Below are 18,998 nucleotides of genomic sequence, written 5' to 3'. Positions count from 1 at the left end.
TAGGCCCGTCTGTGACCACGCCTGTGACCACAAGATCCACTAGGGCGATCTTGGGAACTCGTTGCCGATCAATTGAAAAAGCCGCTGACCAGGACTTTCGTCCTTGCCAACGGCTTCAAAAAGCTGGTCGGGCTGACAGGATTTGAACCTGCGACCCCTTGACCCCCAGTCAAGTGCGCTACCAAGCTGCGCTACAGCCCGATGCCACGCTCTGGAACCCCAGTGCGCGGCAACGACATAACCTTACCGCAGGCCCTCAACCGGGTTTGCACCGGCTCACCGGTGTGCCGCTTGAGGGCCCGTTCGTACCTCTTAGCCGTGGGCCTTGCCCCGGCCACCAGGGCCGAGCTTCTTCCGTGGGCGGACTGCGACCTCGACGGGGCTGCCCTCGAAGCCGAACTCTTCACGGAGCTTGCGCTCCACGAAGCGCTGGTATCCGGCGTCGAACGGCCCGGTCGTGAACAGGATGAACCGGGGCGGTGCCACACCGGCCTGGGTGGCGAACAGCACGCGTGGTGCCCGTCCGCCGCGTACCGGGTGCGGGGTTGCCTGAGTCAGCGCTGTCAGCCACGTGTTCAGGGCACCGGTCGGGATGCGCTTCTCCCACGAGGCCAGCGCCTTGCGGATCGCGGGCGCGAGCTTGTCGACCGCTCGGCCCGTCTTAGCCGAGATGTTTACGCGGACCGCCCAGGGGATCCGCTTGAGTTCCCGGTCGATTTCCTTGTCGAGGTAGAAGCGGCGGTCCTCGTCGACAACATCCCACTTGTTGAAGGCGATCACCAGCGCCCGGCCGGCCTCGACCACCGAGGTCAGGACCCGCTGGTCCTGTTCGCTGATGACCTCACCGGCGTCGAGGAGCACCACACCGACCTCAGCGGCCTCGACGGCACCCGCGGTACGCAGGGACGCGTAGTACTCCGTACCCGACGCCTGGTTGACTCTTTTGCGCAGGCCGGCGGTGTCGACGAACTGGAAGATTTCGCCGTCCATCTCGACGAGGCTGTCGACCGGGTCGACGGTGGTGCCGGCTACCGAGTCGACCACGGCGCGTTCTTCGCGGGCGAGCCTGTTCAGCAGCGACGACTTGCCCACGTTGGGGCGGCCGACCAGGGCGATACGGCGGGGGCCCCGGCGCAGGCCTTCGTGCATGGCCGGGGCGGGGGGCATGGCGGTGAGGATGGCGTCGAGCAGGTCGCCGGAGCCTCGGCCGTGCAGGGCGGAGATCGGGAACGGTTCGCCCAGGCCCAGCGACCACAGGGAGTTGACCTCGAGTTCGAGGTTCTGGTTGTCGGCCTTGTTGCCGACGAGGATGACCGGCTTGTTGCTGCGGCGCAGCATCTTGACGGCCTTCTCGTCGACATCCGTGGCGCCGACGATCGCGTCGACGACGAAGATGACCACGTCAGCTGTTTGGACGGCGATCTCGGCTTGAGCAGCGATCGCCGCGGCTCTATCGCGAGCGTCGGGTTCCCAGCCGCCGGTGTCGACGACGGTGAACCGGCGCCCGTTCCAGTGGGCGTCGTAGGGGACGCGGTCACGGGTGACCCCGGGGACGTCCTCGACGACGGCCTGGCGGCGGCCGATGATGCGGTTGACCAGCGTCGACTTGCCGACGTTGGGACGGCCGACCACGGCCACGATGGGCTGGGGTCCGTTGTCCTGGTCGGCGCCGGCGGTGGTGCCGTCGGAGAAAGTTACTTCGTCGAACTCGGAAAGATCGACGGGGATGTCAGTCACGAACTCACCTTGCTGTTCAACATCTGCAAAACGTGGGAGACGACCTCGTCGATGCCCATGCCCGTGGTGTCGACTTCCACCGCGTCGGAGGCCTGGCGCAGCGGGTCGGTCTTACGGGACGAGTCGAGCTGGTCACGACGGTTGAGGTCGGCCTCGGTGGCCTTGACGTCGGTGGCGTCCTCGGCGCTGCGGCGCTGCGCGCGGGCGGCAGCCGACGCGGTGAGGTACACCTTGAGGTCGGCGTCGGGGGCGACGACGGAGGCGATGTCCCGGCCCTCGACGATGATGCGGGGTGCGGCCGCGATGATGGCCTGCTGGAGGCGCACCAGCTGGGCGCGGACCTGCGGGACCGCGGCGACGGCGGAGACCGCGCCGGTGACCTCCGGGCCGCGGATGGCCGCGTCGACGTTCACACCGTTGGCCGCGAAGTGCGGGGCTGCGGGGTCGGTTCCGATGGAAAGGTCCGTTTCCTGGGCGACCTTGGTGATCGCTTCAGGGTCGCTCAGGTCGGCGCCGGACTGCAGGACCGCCCAGGTCACCGCGCGGTACATGGCCCCGGTGTCGAGGTAGATGCCGTCGATCTGGGTCGCGAGGCGGCGGGAAACGGTGGACTTGCCCGACCCCGAGGGACCGTCGACGGCCACTACACACCGCTCGGGCCGTACTACTTGCTCCACCATTACCTCCAACGTCGCGGACGACAGACCTCACCTATTGTGCCCCGTGCCCTCGACACGGGTTCGCCCGCATGGGTGCACCCGTTCGCGGTCGACCGACCCGGCAGATCCCGCCGCACATGGCGGAGCCCCGGTCGCGGCGCGTTGATAACCCTGTGCCGGTTGCCTACACAGGGATCATGTCCCTCCTCACCCCTGTTCACGCCCCTCCACGTTCCGCCGGTGCCCTGTTCGTCGTGGCCGGGGCCGTGCTGTGGGGCACGATCGGCACGGCGCAAGCGCTCAGCCCGTACGCGGGATCCCCGGTCGGTCTCGCGACGGCCCGCAGCGGCCTCGCCGGGCTGATCCTGCTCAGGATCGCGGTCCTGGCGCACGGCCGGCACCTGCCCCGGCTGCTGAACCGGCGCGGAGCCCGCCGCTACCTGCTGCTCGGCGCGGTGGCGATGGCCACCTACCAGGCCAGTTTCCTGACCGCGAACCAGCTCAGCGGGGTGTCCGCGGGCACCCTGGTCGCGATGGGCTCGGCACCGATGTTCGCCGGAGTGCTGGGTGTGCTGACCGGCAACCGGATGACCACCGGCTGGCTGCTCAGCACCACTGTCGCCGTGGCCGGGCTCACCGTGCTGCTCACCCCCGGCCTGATGAGCACCGCCGGGGCCGTGACCGCCCTCACCGCCGGGGCGTCGTTCGCCGTCTACACCTGGACCAGCCGGCGCGCCCTCGACGCCGGGGTGCCCCCGATCGCCCTGCTCGCGGCCCTGTTCGTCGGTGCCGCGCTCCTGCTGACCCCGTTCGGGGGTGCCGGCGCGCTGCGGTGGTCACTCGAGCCGGGCGGTGCGCTGGTCGTCGTCTACCTGGCGGTGATCGCGACCGTCGTGCCGTACCTGATGTGGATCCGTGGGGTGGCCGCGACCGCACCCAGCACCGTGACCACGCTGGCGCTCGCGGAACCCTTGACCGCGGCGGTGCTGGCCACGGCCCGCCTCGGTGAACCTGTCACCGGACGGCTGGTGGCCGGCGCCCTGCTGCTCGGCGCCGGCCTGGTGCTGACCGTGGTCAGTCCTCGACGTCTTCTTCGGTGTCGTCCGCGTCGTCGTTGTCCCCGACAGCCTTGAACAGGGCGGCGAGCTCCGCGTTCGACATATGACGGAAACCACCCGGGCGCAGGTCACCCAGGCGGATCGGGCCCACCGCGGTCCGGATGAGCCGCGACACCGGGTGCCCGACCTCGTCCATCATCCGCCGCACGATGTGCTTACGGCCCTCGTGCAGGGTCAGCTCGACCTGAGCGGTCCGGCCCAGCGCGTCGATCAGCTTGAACGCGTCGACCTTGGCCGGGCCGTCCTCGAGGTCGATACCGGCGAGCAGGCGGCGCCCGACCGTACGCGGCAGAGGACCCTCGACCTCGGCCAGGTAGGTCTTGGACACCCCGTACGACGGGTGCATCAGCTTGTGGGCCAGCGCACCGTCGTTGGTGAGCAGCAGCAGGCCCTCACTGTCGGCGTCGAGCCGGCCGACGTGGAAGATCCGCTGCTCGAAGGTGCCGAGGAAGTCGGCGAGCTCGTTGCGGCCCTTCTCGTCGTCCATGCTGGAGACGACCCCACGGGGCTTGTTCATGGCGATATACACCATTTTGGTGTTGGTGACCACACGCGCGCCGTCGACGAGGATCTCCGCCTTCGCCGGGTCGACCTTGTCACCGAGTTTGGCCACACGGCCGTTGACGGTCACGCGCCTGCGGAAGATCAGATCTTCGCAGGCACGCCGGGATCCGACTCCGGCAGTCGCGAGGACCTTCTGCAACCGCACGGAGGTATCCGGATCAGCCTGAGGCATCGAGCACTTCTTCCACGTCGTCGGGTAGGAACGGAGCAAGCGGCGGCAGCTGGTCGACCGAGTTCAGGCCGAGCTTCTCCAGGAACAGCGCCGTGGTCCGATACAGGAATGCCCCGGTCTCGCCCTCGGTGCCGCATTCCTCAATGAGGCCGCGCGTCACAAGGGTACGCATCACGCCGTCACAGTTCACACCGCGGATGGCCGAGATGCGCGAACGGGTCACCGGCTGCTTGTACGCGACCACGGCCAGCGTCTCCAGAGCAGCCTGCGTCAACCGCGTCGTCTGCCCGTCCAGCACGAACCGCTCCACGTACGGCGCGTACTCCGGCCGGGTGTACAACCGCCACCCACCAGCAGCCCGCCGCAGGTCAAAGCCATGCCCAGCCGCCGTGTACCGCGCCGAGATGTCCTCCAGGGCGATCGCGATCCGCTCGGTCGGCTGCTCCATGATCTGCGCCAGCTGCATCTCCGCGACCGGCTCATCAACCACCAGCAAGATCGATTCCAGAGCCGCGCGCAACTCGGTCTCGTCGAGAGGCTTCAGCTCAGGCGCGTCATCAAGATCTTCCACGGTACGAAGCAGCGGCTCCACAACAGCAACAGCGGCCTTCTTGCCACGACGCCCCTGTGCGGGCACACCGCCACTGGCGGAAGCTGCTCCGCTCGACGTCTGGCCATCAGGAACCACCCCGTTCCCAGCCTCCACCACCACCTCGGAGCCGGTGAGTGTGGCCAGGTCAGCCCCGGTGCCCGCGAAAGCCGGGTCGGCAAGAACGGCCTCAGTGACATCGGCCTCACCCGCAGCCCGAGCCTCGTCGACGCCGTCGGCCCGCCCGGCACCGTCGTGGTCGTCAGCGGCGTCGGGGTCGTCGGCTTCCGGGCCGGGGACTTCCTCGACGATCGGCAGGTCGATCTCGTCATCGTCGGTGACGTCGTCGGCGGCCTGGTCGAACACGTCGCCGGCGTCGTCACCCTCAGGGGGTAGCGGTGCGTCCACGATCGTGGAGGTCCCGATCTCGTTCTCCGCCGCGTCCGAGAACGCCTCCGGCATGGGCAGCTCCGGCCCACCACCGACATCGGTCGGATCGAGCTCGTCCTCGCCAGGGATCTCCAGCGGCGCGTCGACCGTCGCGGGCCCGGTTCCCTCTTCGCCCGGGGTCGGCGGCAGCTCGGGCGGCACCCCGGTGCCACCCTCGGCCGGGTTCGGCCCCTCGAAAGCGGGATCAAAATCGTCGTCATCATCCGCGAGCCCGGCCTCGGACAGCTCTTCGTCCTCGTCGGGCTCCTGGTGAGCCGCCGCATACTCAGGATCCGGTGCCCGGGCCGTACGTTCCCACGGCGGAACCCACGAGGCCGCCTGCGCGGCAAGGGAATCGGGGCGCTCGTCGCTCATGACCTGTCCTCTTCGTGTTCCGTGTCCGTCCCGACGCTAGTACCCAGCTCGGCGCCGTCCTCGACCACCGTCCCGGAGACGTCCGCAGCCCCGAGGCCATCCGCCTCAGGCACGTCACCCGCAAGGCCGTCGCGCCTGAGCGCGCGGGTCTCAAGATCGGCATCCCCGAGATCGTCGTCGTCCTCGACGATCTCGCCGTCGATGATGGTGCCGGTGGGCAGGTCGGCGGCTGCGGTGTCGATCTCGGGTGGGGTGCCTTCGTAGTCGTCGATGTCGAGGTCGACGTCGACCTTCTCGCCGCCGATCCAGCGGATCGTCAGCTCGTCGAGGGATACCGGCTGCTCGAAGTCGACGAGGCCTTCGCGGTACAGCTCGAGCAGGGCGAGGAACCGCGCCACGATCTCGAGGGTGTTCTCGCAGTCGGCGACGAGCAGGCTGAACGTGGCCGCCCCGGCCCGGCTGAGGCGTTCGGTGATGAGGGCGGCATGTTCGCGGACGCTGACCCGGACCTGGTGGATGTGGGCGATCGACACCTGGGGCGGCCCGGGTTTCGGGACGAACTGTTTGATGGCCAGTTTGAGGAGCCGGGCCGGGTTGACGCCGAGGACGAGTTCGGGCAGCGCTTCGGCGTACCGTGCTTCGAGGCTGACCTGGCGTGGCCACCGCCGGGTGCCGACCCCTTCGAGTTCGGAGATGTGGGCCGCGGCTTCTTTGTAGGCCTTGTATTGCAGCAGCCGGGCGAAGAGCAGGTCGCGGGCTTCGAGCAGGGCGAGGTCTTCCTCGTCCTCGACCTCGGCGGCGGGCAGCAGCCGGGCGGCTTTGAGGTCGAGCAGGGTCGCGGCGATCAGCAGGAATTCGCTGGCTTCGCCGAGGTCCCAATCGTCACCCATGGCCCGGATGTACGCGATGAAGTCGTCGGTGACCTGGTGCAGTGCGACTTCGGTGACGTCGAGTTTGTGCTTGCCGATGAGCTGCAGCAGCAGGTCGAACGGGCCGGTGAAGTTGGTGAGCCGCACCGTGAAGCCGTTGTTGTCGACCTCGCCGTCGGTGCCGGCGAGGGCGGCGGCTTCCTCCGGGGTGAGGGTGGCGACGTCGGTCGACGGCACCGGGGCGTCCGGGTCGCCGGGCGTGGTGGGCTCTTCAGGCACGTGCTGACCGTAGTCCACGAGACCGACAAGCTGTTCCAGGCTCATCCGCACAACCCCCGCAACCTCGGAAAACAGCCCTCGCCAAGGTCAACGCCACGGCACCCGGCCGGTAACTGAGAGTTTCCTTCCGAGAGCACAGCGCGGCGGGGCCGAGCCACAAGGGCCGGCCCCGCCGCGGTTCGACAGGGTCAGCCGACGCCCTGCACGGCGTCCTTCTCCACGTGCAGGCCGGCACCGAAGTCGAGGATCTGCTCATCGGTGAGCCCAATGGTGGCCCAGACCATGATCTGGGCCCAGACCCCGTTGGGCTGTTCGATCCACAGGACGGTCTGGTCGCCGCCACCGGTGGCCCTGACCAGCAGGCCGTTGCCGGAGCCGACCTTGACCTTGTCGCCGTCCGTGGGGGCCTGCTCGTCCTTGGACTGCAGGAAGATCGAGATCTTGCCGACGTAGGAGACCGAGCCGTCGGGGTCCGGGGCGGCCACGGCATCGGCCGGGGCGAGCGTGAGGACGCTGTCGCGGGAGACCTCGACGGCGAAACCGTCGGGCACCTTGTCGATCGTGAATCCCTTGGGCTGTTTGCCCTGATACGCCACGAGGACGGTCTTGGTGCTGACCGCCGGGGCCTTGGCCTCCGGCAGGGCGGTGGTCGTGGCCGGTGCGGTCGCGGTGCCACCGGCGGTGAACGACACCGCGGCGACGACGGCGGCGACGGCGAACACCGAGCCACCAGCGGCCTGCAGGCCACGGCGACGACGCAGGGCCCGCTTGCCCCGGGTGATGTCGGCGGTCAGCTGGTCGGCGGAGGGCTCGACGGCCGGCCCCGCGATCTCATCGAGGGTGCGACGCAGGTCGGTCATGAGGAGGCTCCTTGCTGGATCAGAAACGGGCGGGCTTCGAGGACGGACCGCAGACGGTCGAGCGCCCGGGCGGTCTGGCTCTTCACCGTGCCGGGCGAGCAGCCGAGCGCGTCGGCGGTGTCCTGGATGTCGAGGTCGTACAGGTATCGGAAGACCAGTGCGGCCCGCATCTTGGGCGGCAGGTCCTTGAGCGCGGCCCGCATGCCCTCACCGAGGTGCTCACCACCGGTGTCGGCACCGGCCCGGTCGGGCAGCTGCGCCACCGGGCGTTCCCGTTTCCACCACAGCCGGCGCCGCTCGTCGATCAGCGCGTTGACCAGGGTGCGGCGCACGTACGCGTCCGGGTTGTCGGCCCGGCGCACCGCCGGCCACGCCACGTACAGTTTCGTCAGGGTCGACTGCACGAGGTCCTCGGCCAGGTGCGCGTCCCCCGCGGTCAGCAACGTCGCGGTCCGCACCAGTTCGCCGCGCCGGGCGAGCACGAACTGATGGAACTGCTCATCTCGCTCGGATCTGCCCGAGCTGTCGTCTCGTCTCACGCCCCCACGACGGATGGTGTCGTGCTGGGGTTGCATGGCGGCGCCGTAATCTTTCCGGGGTGACGTTGCTCGGCCCGGCCGATCCACTGCCCCGCCTCCCCCGCCGCGTCCTGGTGGCCGGCCCGTCCGGCGTCGTGCACCGCTTCGCGGCGACACCGGCGTGGGTCACCGAATCTGTCCCGGTTTCAGGTGATGAAGCAGATCATTGACCGCACCGTACGGCGTCAGGTGCGCCGCGAGGTCCTCTGGAACGGCAACGTGGAGTCGCCGCTGTGGACGATCTTCACCGACCGGCAGCACATGGTGCGGTGGGCCTGGAGCACCCATGCTCGCAAAATGCCCAGATCGCGGCTCTCACCGCCCTGCATCCTTCACTGACCGTCGTACGCCTGCGCACCCGCCGTGAGGTCGAGGTCTGGCTGGCAGGTCTCCGCGAGATCGGTGGTGGCCCGGACGTGGCGGCGTCCGGGCCCACCTCCCCTTAAGACGCCGGCTGCGGGCCGGAAAGTTGCACGTTCATGAGTCTTTCTCCGCGCCCGGTCAACCGAGGCGGTCGATGAGGATGTCGCGGCCCTCGCCGTCGAGATGGTCGAGGTAGGCGAGCCGGCCGGCCATCGTCATCACGAGGGCCAGGGTCGGGCCGGAGACCGGTGCACCTTCTCCCGCCGTGAACGGGCCGTCCGTGGCTGTCATCTGCAGCCCTGATGCCAGGGTCTTGCTGGCGACGGTGAAGTTGCGCCGGGCGTAGAAGTCCGCCACCGCGGTGAGGGCCCGGATGTCCGGCCCCGTGCTGATGCCCAGGGGTTGCCGGATGTCCTGGCTGTGGACCAGCACTTCGCCCAGGTAGGCGGCGGTGTCCGCGGTGGGGGCGACCGTCGCCTCGACGACGGCCTCGAACTGGGCGAGCGTCTCCGCCGGGGTGGGCCCCAGGTGCTCTCGCAGGCGACGGTCGTTGTGCACGGCGGGGCGGAAACCGGCGAGCATGATGCTGCGGATCCATCGCCAGCGGCCGGTCGTGGCGGCGGCGGTCAGGTGGGCGACGACGTGTTCCACGTCCCAGCCGGTGCACAGGGTCGGTTGATGCCACTGGGCGGCGTCGAGGTGGGACAGGTCGGCGGCCAGGGAGCGGCGGGCGGCGTGGACGAGGTCCCAGAGCTCCGCGTCGGTCGCAGGGGTCATGACAAGCACCTTCCGGTTGCGGTCGTCCATCCGCGTGCTACCGAATCAGTAGTGGACACTACTGTAACGGTAGTAGCCTGGGTAGATGGCTTCCCGGCGCAGCTACGGCTCGTACAACGACGGCTGTGCGGCCGCGCACGCACTGGACCTCATCGGCGATCGGTGGACGATGATCGTGGTGCGTGAGCTGCTGCTCGGGCCCAAGCGCTTCGCCGACCTGCAGCGCGACGTCCTCGGGATCGGGCCGGGCATCCTCACCCGGCGGCTCCAGGAGCTGACCACCCACGATGTCGCCGTACGCCGTCGCCTACCCGGTCCAGGCGGTGCCGACGTCTACGAGCTCACCGCGTGGGGCCGTCAGCTCGAGGTCGTCAACTCGGCACTGTCGGCCTGGGCTGTGCAATCACCGTCGATGCCGTTCGAGGCCGACATGAGCCCGGACACGCTCGTCCTCGCGATGCGGACCCACGCCCGTCCCGTCACGGACCAGCCCGGCCCACGGACGGTGTCGCTGACCCTGTCCGACTCCCGCCAGGAGGCTCCCGCGCCGGTGCATTACCAGGCGGTCATGACGGCCGACGCCACCGTGATCCACCGGGTCGCCGAACCCGGCCGAGCCGACGCGGGCGTGGCCGCGTCCACCCGGGACTGGAAAGCCTGCGTCATCGGCGGCACCCCGCTCACCCAGCTGCCCGGCATCTCGGTCACCGGGGACGGTGCCATCGTGGAACTCCTGGTGGCCGCGACCTCATTGCGCAGTGCTGACAGCAGCCCGCCGGGCCGGCACCGAGGTTGACGGGTTGGCCGCCCTTGACCTTGTAGTTACTGCAGGGATCACCATGGAGTCGTGTTGTCGATCAGCGAATTCAGCGAGATGTGTCATCTGTCGCCACAGACGTTGCGGTTCTACCACTCCGAGGGCCTGCTCGTACCGGCTGAGGTGAACGAGCGGACCGCCTACCGCTCGTACGAGTTCGACCAGGTCGAACGCGCCATGCTGATCACGGTGCTGCGCGACACCGGGATGAGCGTCAGCCTCGTCCGGCAGGCACTCGACGAGCCGGATACGGCAGCAGCCCTCCTGCAGGCGCACACCAGCGACGTGCAGCGCCGGCGGCAGGCCCAGGACGAGGCGATCCGCGACGCACGCGAGTTCCTCACCTCGTGGCCGGAGGTGCGCCGGCGCCACACACCCGAGATGACCGTGGCATCGAAGCCGGTTCCCGGCCCGCCGGCCGGACACGACCAGGACGAGTGGGACGCATCCGCGACCGCCATTCAGGACGTGGTCGCGACCGTGCAATCGTGCGGCGCTGTCGTGGCCGGACTCCCGTGGCGGACCGCGGCCATCGAGACCCCCGACCAGAAGCGCCGCAACCTCAGCGGCGAGGGCCCGCACTGGCTGGTGAAAGTACCCATCACGGCGGACACGGCAGCGGTCACCGCGCTGTCCGGCCTCGTCGAGGTGCAGACGTTCGGGGCCCGGGACGAACTGTCGATCTTCATCCCGGGCAGGGCCTCGATGGCCAAGTACGCCACCGCGCTCTCCCGCCTGATGGCGCATCCCCTCGACGCCGCCTACCCCGACCTCTCCCGCAGCCGTCAGGTGCTGCACGACAACGGCGTCGAAACCACCGCGACCATCTGCCGATCCTGACGGGCTCCACCGGCGGCAGCGCTGGGCACCGCTGTGGCGGAGGTCGCCCACTCGGCACTGTCGGCGTGGGCTGTCCTGACAGCATGTGACCGCTGACCGGCCGCCACGCTGCGGGCCGGGCTGCTGATCGAGGCGGGCACCCATGGGACGCCGGCGCTGACGACCCGGGTGTGGGTCGCGGCAGCCGTACTGATCATCTTCAGTGTCCAGCCATGGTCTGGGGCTTCGTCGTCACGTCGCTGCGCCGGCGGGTGGGGCCGCGATCGGTTTGCTGCTCGGCGGCTTGTTCGCCGGCCTCTGGAGCATCACGGCCCCGTTCTGGATCGCCGCCGTGGTGATGGCGGCGATCGCCGGGTTCGCCTGGCGCCCCTTGCGCGAGGCGAACGAGCTCAGCCCGCGAGAAGCGGGCTGAGCCGCCGATCAGGGTGCGGTGCCGGTCGCGAACACCCGGCGCATCGCGTCGAAGGTGTCCAGTGACCGACGCCCCTCGGCCTGCAGAGCCCGCATCGCCGCGTCGGCGTCGGGGGCGGCCACCGCTGCTTCCCACATCTCCCGCTCGGCCTGACGCCAGGTGGGCATCTCGCGCACCTGCACGTCGGCGAAACCGGCCTTGGTCAGGTCTCGCCGCAGGTCCACCGCGTGGATCCGGGACGGGACCTGCTCGTCTGCCGGGTCGACCGCTTCCCAGCAGGTCACGGCGAGCCGGCCGCCGGGTTTCAGGAGGCGGCGGAACTCGGTCAGCGCGGCGAGTGGCGGCTCACCGAACTGCACCGCGTCCACGCACATCAGCGCGTCGACGCTGCCGGTGGGCAGGCCGGTTTCGAGCAGGGTGCCGGTCTGGAACGTGGCCCTCCCGGCGGGCAGCAGGCGGGCGCTGTTGGCTGTCGCCTGGTGCACGGCCACGGCGGAGAAGTCCACGCCGATCAGGTGGGCGCCGGAGCTCTGGGCGACCCCGATGCCGTATCCGCCGCGCCCGCAGGCGATGTCGGCCAGCAGGTCGCCCGGCGTCAGGCGCAGGGCCGCGGTCACCTCGGCGAGGCCCTGCCAGAGGAGGGCACCTGCGTCCTGCAGCTCGGCCGGCATGCCCATGGCGCGGGCGAGGATCGCGTCGCGGGTGGGTGCGGCGGCCATGTCCGTGTACCAGCCGTCGAAGTACACGCTGTCGAGGGTCACCGGCTCAGGCGCCGTGGCGGGTGAAGTCGACGTCGGCGGTGGTGACGGTGGTGGCGTTGCGGCCGGGGGCGTCGTGGTGGTGCCAGTACAGGTTGGTGTGGGCGATGACCTGGCCGGGCGGCGGTGCGCCGTACGCGGAGAGGTCCTCGGTGGTGTGGGCGTCGGCGACCAGGGTGGCGTCGTAGCCGCGGGCGATCGCACCGTGCAGCGTGGAGCGGATGCACGCGTCGGTCTGGGCTCCGGAGACGAACAGACTGCCCACGCCGCGCTCGGCGAGGACCTGCTCCAGCTCGGTGTCCTCGAAGGAGTCGCCGTAGCGCTTGTGGATCAGCGCTTCGCCGGCGCGGGGGGCGAGCTCGGGGGCGAACTGCCAGGTGTCGCTGTCGCGGGGCAGCTCGTCGCTGCTGTGCTGGACCCAGATGACGTCGGTGCCGGCGGTACGGGCCTTGCCGACGAGCGTGGCGATGGTGCCCACGATGGCGTCGCGGTCGTGGGCCTGCTGGACGACGCCGTTCTGGACGTCGATCACGAGAAGGGCGGCGTTCGGACGGTTGGCGAGCGTGCTCATGGAGAAGACCTTAGGTGCCCCCTGTGACATTCTCGGCCAGACTGGCAAAGATTAGACCGGTCGTCTAGCGTTGCCGACGACACCACAATGAAGGGGTTCTCCATGAAGGTTCTGATCGTTCTCACCTCCCACGACCAGCTCGGCGACACCGGCCGCCCCACGGGCTTCTGGCTGGAGGAGCTGGCCGCGCCGTACTACCGCTTCCAGGACGCCGGGGCGCAGATCACCCTCGCGTCCCCGAAGGGCGGACAGCCGCCGCTCGACCCGAAGAGCAACGAGCCGGCGAGCCAGACCGACCAGACCCGCCGCTTCGAGGCGGATGCGCAGGCGACCGCCGCACTGGCCTCGACCGTGGTGCTCTCCTCGATCGACGTGAACGACTACGACACCGTCTTCTACCCGGGCGGCCACGGCCCGCTGTGGGACCTCGCGGAGGACAAGGACTCGATCCGGATCATCGAGGACACCCTGCGGGCCGGCAAGCCCGTCGCGCTGGTCTGCCACGCCCCCGGCGTGCTGCGCCACGTCACGAACGAGGACGGAACGCCGCTGGTCCAGGGCAAGAACGTCACCGGGTTCACCAACACCGAGGAGGACGGGGTGCAGCTCACCGACATCGTCCCGTTCCTCGTCGAGGACGAGCTCAAGGCCAAGGGCGGCAACTACTCGAAGGGTACGGACTGGGCGCCGTACGTCGTGCGGGACGGCCTGCTCATCACCGGGCAGAACCCGGCCTCGTCCGCGGACGCCGCCGACGCACTGGTGAAGCTCGTGGATGAGCGCCGGTAGGCTCCGGCCATGACCCGTGACACCCGTACCGCCCTGCTCGAGGCCGCTGAGCGGATCTTCTCCGGCAAGGGGTACGCGGCGGTCGGCATCAACGAGGTGCTGGCCAGCGTCGGTGTCCCGAAGGGATCGTTCTACCACTACTTCGCGTCGAAGGACGCGTTCGGCGAAGCGGTGATGGAACGCTACTTCGAGCACTACCTGGCCGACATGGACCGGATGATGAGCGCCGAGGGCCAGGACTGGGCGACCCGCCTGATGACCTACTGGGCGTCGTGGCGCGACACCCAGAGCCTGGACGACTGTCAGGGGCGGTGCCTGGCGGTCAAGCTCGGCGCCGAGGTCGCCGACCTGTCAGAGCCCATGCGCCTGGCCCTGAAAGCGGGCACGACCGGCATCGTCGACCGCCTGGAGCAGGCTCTGACCGGCGGCGCCGGCGACGGTTCCCTGCCCGCCCAGGACAACCCCCGGGCCACAGCTCAGGCCTTGTACGAGCTGTGGCTCGGCGCCAGCGTCATTGCCAAGATCCATCGCAGTCCGGGGTCGATGGACGGCGCGACGGCCCTGACCCGGCAGATCCTCCGCCTCACCTAGCGAGGTGTGATCGGGCACGTCCGGGCACTGACCTGGACAGCCGCGTCGATGCATCGTCGGCCGTCACCGGCTGCGGCGCCGAGAAGGTCGCCCGGGTCAGCATCAACTACAAGGTCTGCGCCGTGAAGACCGCCGACGGCAACTACGACGCCCGGTACTACTTCGGCAACAACCACGGCTCGAAGGTGACGATCACGACGCAGTGGGGCTGGCAGCAGGGCGCCACGAAGTCGTGGGGCAGCGGCACCCAGACCCTCACCCTGCGCGCCGCGCCGGGATACGTGCACCTGCGGACGAACAAGCTGTACTGCGGATTCTCGATCATCAAGAACAAGGCGATCCTGCGGGTGAAGCAGAACAACGGCACCTGGGGGCCGGTGGCCTTCTCGAAGACCGTCGACTGCTGAGACTAGCCGTACGTGCCGTGCTCGATGTCGTCGAGCAGGGTGCGCTCCACCGGTTCCCAGCCCAGGCGTGAGCGGGTCAGCGCGCTGGACGCGATGTTGTCGGCGCCGAGGAACGGTGCCATGAAACCGAGCCGGGCCTGAAGCTCTTTCGGGCTCGCGCTCGCGGCGGGCACCCCCGCGCGCCGGCCGACGGCGGTGACGGTGTCGATGAGCGGGATGCCCTCTTCCGCGACCCCGTGGTAGCGGGCTCCCGCCTCCCCCTTCTCCAGCGCCTGGACGAACAACCGCGCCGCGTCGAGGCGGTGCACCGCCGGCCAGCGGTTACGGCCGTCACCGGCATAACTGGCCACACCGTGCTTGCGGGCGGCGGCGACCATCTGCGCGATGAAGCCCTGGTCACCGTCGCCGTGCACGGTCGGGGCGAGCCGGACGACCGAGCTGCGGATGCCCCGGGACGCGAGATCGAGCATGGTGCGTTCGGTGGCGCCACGCGCGCCGCCGGCCGCGGTGGGATCGGGCTCGTCGTCCTCGGTGCCGAGACGTCCGGGCGCGAGCGCGAGGGTGCCGAACGCGGCCACCAGCGGACGGTCGGGGCCGCTGAGTTCCGTACCGATCGTCTCGATGGTTGTGCGGTCTGCTTTGAGCATCGCGCCCATGAAGCGGGCCGGGGTGGCGCGGGGGTCGCCGCCGAGAATGACGCGCAGCCGGGTGCGCAGGCTTGCGTGGGTGAACTTGTGGAAGAACGCGGTGTGGATCGCGCCCTCGGCCCGGGCGGCGCCGGCCCGGATGCTGTCGAGGTCCTCGATGCTGCCCAGGTGCGGGGTCGCCCCGAGGGCCCGCACCTGCTCGGCGGCCGCGGATGAGCGGACCAGGCCGATGACCTGGTGGTCGTGGCGGATGAGTTCCGCGACGATCGCGGAGCCGATGAAACCGCTGGCCCCGGTGACGAAAACGCGCATGGTCGTAAGCCTCCAAGAAGAGTGATGACACCAGGTGTCTTCATGGACGACCGTAGCAGTGATGACACCAGGTGTCGACACATTAGGATCGACGTCATGGCGCGATGGGGTCCCGATGCCGACAACCGGCTGTATCAGTCCGCGATGCAGCTGATCTTCGAACGCGGCTACGACCAGGTCACCGTCGCCGAGATCGCCGAACACGCCGGACTCAAGAAACGCTCGTTCTTCCGCTACTTCGCCGACAAACGCGAAGTCCTGTTCGCCGGCGCGGCCGACTTCGAGCACGAGGTCGTCGAAGCCCTGAAGAAGGCCCCGGACACGGCGAAGCCCATCGACGCGGTCATGGCGGCCCTGACCCACGCCGGCACGATCCTCACGAACTACGGCGACGCCGCCCGTCAGCGCCAGCGCGTCGTCACCTCCTCCATGGAGCTACGCGAACGCGAACTGATCAAAATGGAGTCCCTGACAGTCGCGCTCGCCGGCGTCCTGCGCGACCGCGGCGCCGAGGACCTGTCTGCCACCCTCGTCGCCCAGGTCGGCGCCGCTGCCTTCACCACCGCGTTCCGCGAATGGACCGACGCACCCGGAACAGCACAGGACTTCGCCTGGTTCATGACCCAGACCCGCGACCGCCTGCGCGACGAGCTGGGCTAGGTGCCTTCACCGCGCACCGAGCCTGTTTCGTCGACCCACGCGACAGCGAGCCGACCAGCCCCGAAGCGGCCCGACCGTGCCGAAAATCCCGAGACGAACTCGGGGCTGTCTGCCACGCTACGGCCGTGAGCAGCGAAACTGTCCTGTCGTTGGCAGACCTACGGCGAGCCTTGACTCGGTCACTTGATGAGATCGAGAGGCAGCAAGGGTCAGTCGTCGAACTGGGCGCTGACTTCTACTGGACCATCGTTCCCTGGGCAGCGTTCTCGTTCGGTGCCGACGTGCCGCAGCCGACCGTCGGCCAGTTGAGCGACGATGTCCGGTCGATGCGCGACATACTCGCAGACCACCCCGATCCCCCGATCTCGGCGTGGCACGACCTGGCGCACCTCATCGGCATTCTCAACCGGCTCGCTGCTCTCGACCTCGCCGATAGCGCCGGGTGATGCGGATCGGGGTTTGCCAGACGCCGGAGATCCTCGGGAATGTCGACGCCGCGGTAGAAGTCGTGCGGCACTTCGCCGAACGGGCGGTGGCCGAGGAGGTCGACCTCCTGGTGTTTCCCGAGTGCTTCCTGCAGGCTTTCCGGTGGCAGGACCGGCACCGCGAGATCCGCGCCCGCCGGACTCGCGAATCCGGCATGTGGCTGGCCTCCGCCGACGTCACCGGTGCACGTGACAATGAGCGGTCATCGCCGACATCCCGCGGGCGGGTCGCTGATCGCCTGATCGCTGGTTCATGACTGTTCGAGGTGGTCGATGTTCAGGGTTGAGTTCGAGCTTCTGCCTCTGGCCGAGGTGCCGGCCTGGGGAGGCGACCACCCGAGGTTGCACTGGTTCGGGTTGACCAGTGGCTGGTACTGGATACGTGCCCAGGACGGCGAGTTCCTGCGTTACAGCGACGAAGCTGTCCGCACCTGGGAACTCGAGCGCCCGTACCCGGACTATTACGTCGCGCGGCTGTGGGAAGACCTCGTTGTTCTGCGCTGGGCGTTGCAAGAACCCGTGCCCGAGGACCTGATCCCCTTTGTCGATGGGACGTTCTCGCCGCGGGAATTCCCCGAGGCCGACGATATCGGGGAGGACGTGGACGCCGCGTTCGAGGTGCAGAGCGACTACGCCCTCGACCTGGGTTACCTGACGGACGCGCCGCATCTGAGCTGCTGGCGGCATGCCGGCAACGGCTCGGACATGGTCACGCTGAGCCAGCAGGCCGCGCCACGGCAGCAGGGTACGTTCGCGGTCACCGAGCGGCTGGATGTCACCGTGCCGACCGCAGAACTCTTCGCAGCTCTCGACGACTTCGATCGGCGTTTCCTCGCGGCGATGCAGGATCGAGTCGCTGAACTGGAACGCAGCGGGCCGCCGCCAGGCGTCGAGCTGGATCTCCAGCAATTGCGGGCGGAACACACGCAGCGCAGCCACTGGCTCGAGCGGCGTCTGGCCGTACGCCGCGATGTCGACTGGACCAAGGTGCGCGCCGGCGCGGCCGAACTCAGCTCCTGGCCACCGGCGTGCCCGCCAGTGGCTGCGGCAGCGGACAGCCGCCCCACGATCAACGGCCGGTGACGCCGTCGATGAGTTCACGGAGGATGTCGGCATGTCCGGCATGGCGGGCGGTTTCGCCGGTCATGTGCGCCAGAACCCAGCGAAGCGTACGAGGCTCCGCGTCCACCGACCGGGCGGTACGGACGTCGAGGTCACGTGCCGCGCGGATGCACTCGTCGCTGGCGGCCGTCGCGGCGCGGTAGTCGGCAACGACCTGATCAGCGGTCCGATCCTCAGCGACCGTCATACCCAAGTCGGCCTCGGCATACTGCGGGTCGCCGGCCACGGTGTACCCGAACCAGTACCGCTCGGCGCCGGTCAGGTGCTGGACGAGCCCGAGCAGCGTCGTATCGGACACCACCAGGCGCCGGCGCAGCTGCTCCTCGTCCAGGCCTTCCAGCTTCTTCAGGACGCAGGACCGGCTGAAGGACAGAAACGCCAGTGCCGTGTCGGTCTCGTTGTCGTCGTTGAACGGAACGCGTTCGCGCTGTGACTCGAGCATGGACAGGACCCTACGGGTCCAGCGCCGCGTGCATGGGTAGTGCGTGGGCCTGGTTGTCCTTTGCCAATGAAGTTTGTCCGTGCCACTGAAGAATGCGCCAGCTGGGGTTTGTGCCAGTCAACTTTGTTCGTCGGCTTCCTTCCGGCGGCTTGGCGCGATCAGCGGCGCGGTTCGGGCTGTTGCCGCATGCTGGGATGATCACGTGATGGAACGGGTCAATAGTCGTGTTGTGTATCAGAACCCCTGGATGGTCGTCCGAGAGGACGAGATCCGCCGCCCGGACGGAAGTCCCGGCATCTTCGGCGTGGTGGAGAAGCCTGACTTCGCGCTGGTGATGCCCCGCTGGCGGGATGGCTTCTGGCTGGTGGAGCAGTTCCGATACCCGGTTGGGCGGCGTGCGTGGGAGTTCCCCCAGGGCAGTTGGGGCCGTGGCGGTAGCGGGGACCAAGCCGCACTCGCCCGTCGGGAGCTCGCCGAGGAAGCCGGCCTGCGGGCTGCGTCCCTCGCGCATCTGGGCCATCTGTTCGAGGCTTATGGCTTCTCGACCCAGGGCTTCGACGTCTATCTCGCGGAAGGACTCGCGGAGGGCGAGCCTGATCGGGAGGCAAGTGAGCAGGACATGATCCATCGAGCATTCACCGATCAGGAGATCGCCAGGATGATCCGTTCGGGGCAGATCGTGGATGCGCCATCGCTTGCGGCACTGACTCTTTTCCAGCTCCAACTGTCGTCGGGCACCTTCTCGGCTTCATAGCCCTGCGCGTGCCTGCCTCCGA

At 69.0% G+C, this 18,998-nt stretch carries 25 protein-coding genes and 1 tRNA gene; 13 read left to right on the top strand and 13 right to left on the bottom strand.

The annotated features are described in order from the left end of the window. Positions 1-124: 124 nt before the first annotated feature. The 3 genes from ACIA6A_RS37290 to cmk form a co-directional block, all read right to left on the bottom strand. Positions 125-201, bottom strand: a tRNA-Pro gene (locus tag ACIA6A_RS37290). 111 nt (positions 202-312) lie between these two features. Continuing rightward, positions 313-1,737, bottom strand: a complete 1,425-nt coding sequence (gene der / locus ACIA6A_RS37285; RefSeq protein WP_396102782.1) for a ribosome biogenesis GTPase Der — start codon at positions 1,735-1,737, stop codon at positions 313-315. Next, complete coding sequence (cmk, locus tag ACIA6A_RS37280) at positions 1,734-2,414, bottom strand: (d)CMP kinase (RefSeq protein ID WP_396102900.1); 681 nt, start codon at positions 2,412-2,414, stop codon at positions 1,734-1,736. The genes der and cmk overlap by 4 nt, the downstream gene beginning before the upstream one ends. Before the next feature lie 179 nt (positions 2,415-2,593). On the opposite strand from cmk, the gene ACIA6A_RS37275 reads away from it, so the two are divergent. Then, positions 2,594-3,529, top strand: a complete 936-nt coding sequence (locus ACIA6A_RS37275; protein ID WP_396102781.1) for a DMT family transporter — start codon at positions 2,594-2,596, stop codon at positions 3,527-3,529. On the opposite strand, the gene ACIA6A_RS37270 is transcribed toward ACIA6A_RS37275, so the two are convergent. From ACIA6A_RS37270 to ACIA6A_RS37250, 5 genes are all read right to left on the bottom strand, one after another. Then, the gene (locus ACIA6A_RS37270) at positions 3,471-4,250 is read right to left on the bottom strand and encodes a pseudouridine synthase (protein WP_396102780.1); all 780 of its coding nucleotides are present in this window, start codon (positions 4,248-4,250) and stop codon (positions 3,471-3,473) included. The two genes, ACIA6A_RS37275 and ACIA6A_RS37270, sit on opposite strands and share 59 nt — an antisense overlap. After that, complete coding sequence (gene scpB / locus ACIA6A_RS37265; protein WP_396102898.1) at positions 4,237-4,986, bottom strand: SMC-Scp complex subunit ScpB; 750 nt, start codon at positions 4,984-4,986, stop codon at positions 4,237-4,239. The genes ACIA6A_RS37270 and scpB overlap by 14 nt, the downstream gene beginning before the upstream one ends. A 653-nt stretch (positions 4,987-5,639) precedes the next feature. Next, entirely contained in the window at positions 5,640-6,836 is a 1,197-nt protein-coding gene (locus ACIA6A_RS37260) for a segregation and condensation protein A (protein ID WP_396102779.1), read from the bottom strand. A 143-nt stretch (positions 6,837-6,979) separates the two neighbouring features. Then, positions 6,980-7,651, bottom strand: a complete 672-nt coding sequence (locus ACIA6A_RS37255) for a hypothetical protein (protein ID WP_396102778.1) — start codon at positions 7,649-7,651, stop codon at positions 6,980-6,982. Continuing rightward, entirely contained in the window at positions 7,648-8,190 is a 543-nt protein-coding gene (locus ACIA6A_RS37250; RefSeq protein WP_396102777.1) for a SigE family RNA polymerase sigma factor, read from the bottom strand. Before ACIA6A_RS37250 ends, ACIA6A_RS37255 begins: the two co-directional genes overlap by 4 nt. 192 nt (positions 8,191-8,382) lie before the next feature. Between ACIA6A_RS37250 and ACIA6A_RS37245 the strand changes: the two genes are divergently transcribed. Continuing rightward, entirely contained in the window at positions 8,383-8,568 is a 186-nt protein-coding gene (locus ACIA6A_RS37245) for a hypothetical protein (RefSeq protein ID WP_396102776.1), read from the top strand. A gap of 162 nt (positions 8,569-8,730) precedes the next feature. On the opposite strand, the gene ACIA6A_RS37240 is transcribed toward ACIA6A_RS37245, so the two are convergent. Next, complete coding sequence (locus ACIA6A_RS37240; protein ID WP_396102775.1) at positions 8,731-9,369, bottom strand: maleylpyruvate isomerase family mycothiol-dependent enzyme; 639 nt, start codon at positions 9,367-9,369, stop codon at positions 8,731-8,733. Positions 9,370-9,454: 85 nt separating this feature from the next. Between ACIA6A_RS37240 and ACIA6A_RS37235 the strand changes: the two genes are divergently transcribed. From ACIA6A_RS37235 to ACIA6A_RS37225, 3 genes are all read left to right on the top strand, one after another. Beyond that, positions 9,455-10,165: a winged helix-turn-helix transcriptional regulator gene (locus ACIA6A_RS37235; RefSeq protein ID WP_396102774.1), complete on the top strand. Its 711-nt coding sequence runs from the start codon at positions 9,455-9,457 to the stop codon at positions 10,163-10,165. A 51-nt stretch (positions 10,166-10,216) separates the two neighbouring features. Continuing rightward, complete coding sequence (locus ACIA6A_RS37230) at positions 10,217-11,026, top strand: MerR family transcriptional regulator (protein WP_396102773.1); 810 nt, start codon at positions 10,217-10,219, stop codon at positions 11,024-11,026. A gap of 202 nt (positions 11,027-11,228) precedes the next feature. Further along, positions 11,229-11,438, top strand: a complete 210-nt coding sequence (locus ACIA6A_RS37225) for a hypothetical protein (RefSeq protein WP_396102772.1) — start codon at positions 11,229-11,231, stop codon at positions 11,436-11,438. 8 nt (positions 11,439-11,446) lie between these two features. Here ACIA6A_RS37225 and ACIA6A_RS37220 read toward each other — a convergent pair whose 3' ends face one another. Together ACIA6A_RS37220 and ACIA6A_RS37215 are read right to left on the bottom strand one after the other, a co-directional pair. After that, positions 11,447-12,199: a class I SAM-dependent methyltransferase gene (locus ACIA6A_RS37220; protein WP_396102771.1), complete on the bottom strand. Its 753-nt coding sequence runs from the start codon at positions 12,197-12,199 to the stop codon at positions 11,447-11,449. A gap of 4 nt (positions 12,200-12,203) precedes the next feature. Then, the gene (locus ACIA6A_RS37215) at positions 12,204-12,767 is read right to left on the bottom strand and encodes an isochorismatase family protein (protein WP_396102770.1); all 564 of its coding nucleotides are present in this window, start codon (positions 12,765-12,767) and stop codon (positions 12,204-12,206) included. A gap of 102 nt (positions 12,768-12,869) precedes the next feature. On the opposite strand from ACIA6A_RS37215, the gene ACIA6A_RS37210 reads away from it, so the two are divergent. The 3 genes from ACIA6A_RS37210 (at position 12,870) to ACIA6A_RS37200 (ending at position 14,554) form a co-directional block, all read left to right on the top strand. After that, positions 12,870-13,556, top strand: a complete 687-nt coding sequence (locus ACIA6A_RS37210) for a type 1 glutamine amidotransferase domain-containing protein (protein ID WP_396102769.1) — start codon at positions 12,870-12,872, stop codon at positions 13,554-13,556. 9 nt (positions 13,557-13,565) lie between these two features. Next, positions 13,566-14,147 (top strand): TetR/AcrR family transcriptional regulator, encoded by a 582-nt coding sequence (locus ACIA6A_RS37205; protein WP_396102768.1) that lies wholly within the window; start codon positions 13,566-13,568, stop codon positions 14,145-14,147. 122 nt (positions 14,148-14,269) lie between these two features. Next, positions 14,270-14,554, top strand: a complete 285-nt coding sequence (locus ACIA6A_RS37200) for a hypothetical protein (RefSeq protein ID WP_396102767.1) — start codon at positions 14,270-14,272, stop codon at positions 14,552-14,554. A 2-nt stretch (positions 14,555-14,556) separates the two neighbouring features. On the opposite strand, the gene ACIA6A_RS37195 is transcribed toward ACIA6A_RS37200, so the two are convergent. Continuing rightward, positions 14,557-15,513 carry an SDR family oxidoreductase gene (locus ACIA6A_RS37195; RefSeq protein ID WP_396102766.1) on the bottom strand — a complete coding sequence of 319 codons (957 nt, stop codon included), beginning with the start codon at positions 15,511-15,513 and terminating at the stop codon, positions 14,557-14,559. 96 nt (positions 15,514-15,609) lie between these two features. On the opposite strand from ACIA6A_RS37195, the gene ACIA6A_RS37190 reads away from it, so the two are divergent. From ACIA6A_RS37190 to ACIA6A_RS37175, 4 genes are all read left to right on the top strand, one after another. Next, the gene (locus ACIA6A_RS37190; RefSeq protein ID WP_396102765.1) at positions 15,610-16,173 is read left to right on the top strand and encodes a TetR/AcrR family transcriptional regulator; all 564 of its coding nucleotides are present in this window, start codon (positions 15,610-15,612) and stop codon (positions 16,171-16,173) included. 125 nt (positions 16,174-16,298) lie between these two features. Next, entirely contained in the window at positions 16,299-16,619 is a 321-nt protein-coding gene (locus ACIA6A_RS37185; RefSeq protein WP_396102763.1) for a hypothetical protein, read from the top strand. Continuing rightward, entirely contained in the window at positions 16,619-16,915 is a 297-nt protein-coding gene (locus ACIA6A_RS37180) for a hypothetical protein (RefSeq protein ID WP_396102762.1), read from the top strand. The genes ACIA6A_RS37185 and ACIA6A_RS37180 overlap by 1 nt, the downstream gene beginning before the upstream one ends. 16 nt (positions 16,916-16,931) lie before the next feature. Beyond that, positions 16,932-17,741 (top strand): DUF5984 family protein, encoded by an 810-nt coding sequence (locus ACIA6A_RS37175; protein ID WP_396102761.1) that lies wholly within the window; start codon positions 16,932-16,934, stop codon positions 17,739-17,741. Here the strand turns inward: ACIA6A_RS37175 and ACIA6A_RS37170 are convergent. Beyond that, entirely contained in the window at positions 17,728-18,222 is a 495-nt protein-coding gene (locus ACIA6A_RS37170; protein WP_396102760.1) for a DinB family protein, read from the bottom strand. The two genes, ACIA6A_RS37175 and ACIA6A_RS37170, sit on opposite strands and share 14 nt — an antisense overlap. A gap of 205 nt (positions 18,223-18,427) precedes the next feature. Between ACIA6A_RS37170 and ACIA6A_RS37165 the strand changes: the two genes are divergently transcribed. Continuing rightward, positions 18,428-18,976, top strand: coding sequence for an NUDIX domain-containing protein (locus tag ACIA6A_RS37165; protein WP_396102759.1), 549 nt, complete (start codon positions 18,428-18,430; stop codon positions 18,974-18,976). The last annotated feature ends 22 nt before the right edge of the window (positions 18,977-18,998 follow it).

This window comes from Actinoplanes sp. NPDC051494, from assembly GCF_044454705.1.
GTDB lineage: Bacteria > Actinomycetota > Actinomycetes > Mycobacteriales > Micromonosporaceae > Actinoplanes.
This window is presented reverse-complemented; position numbering and strand designations above follow the sequence as displayed.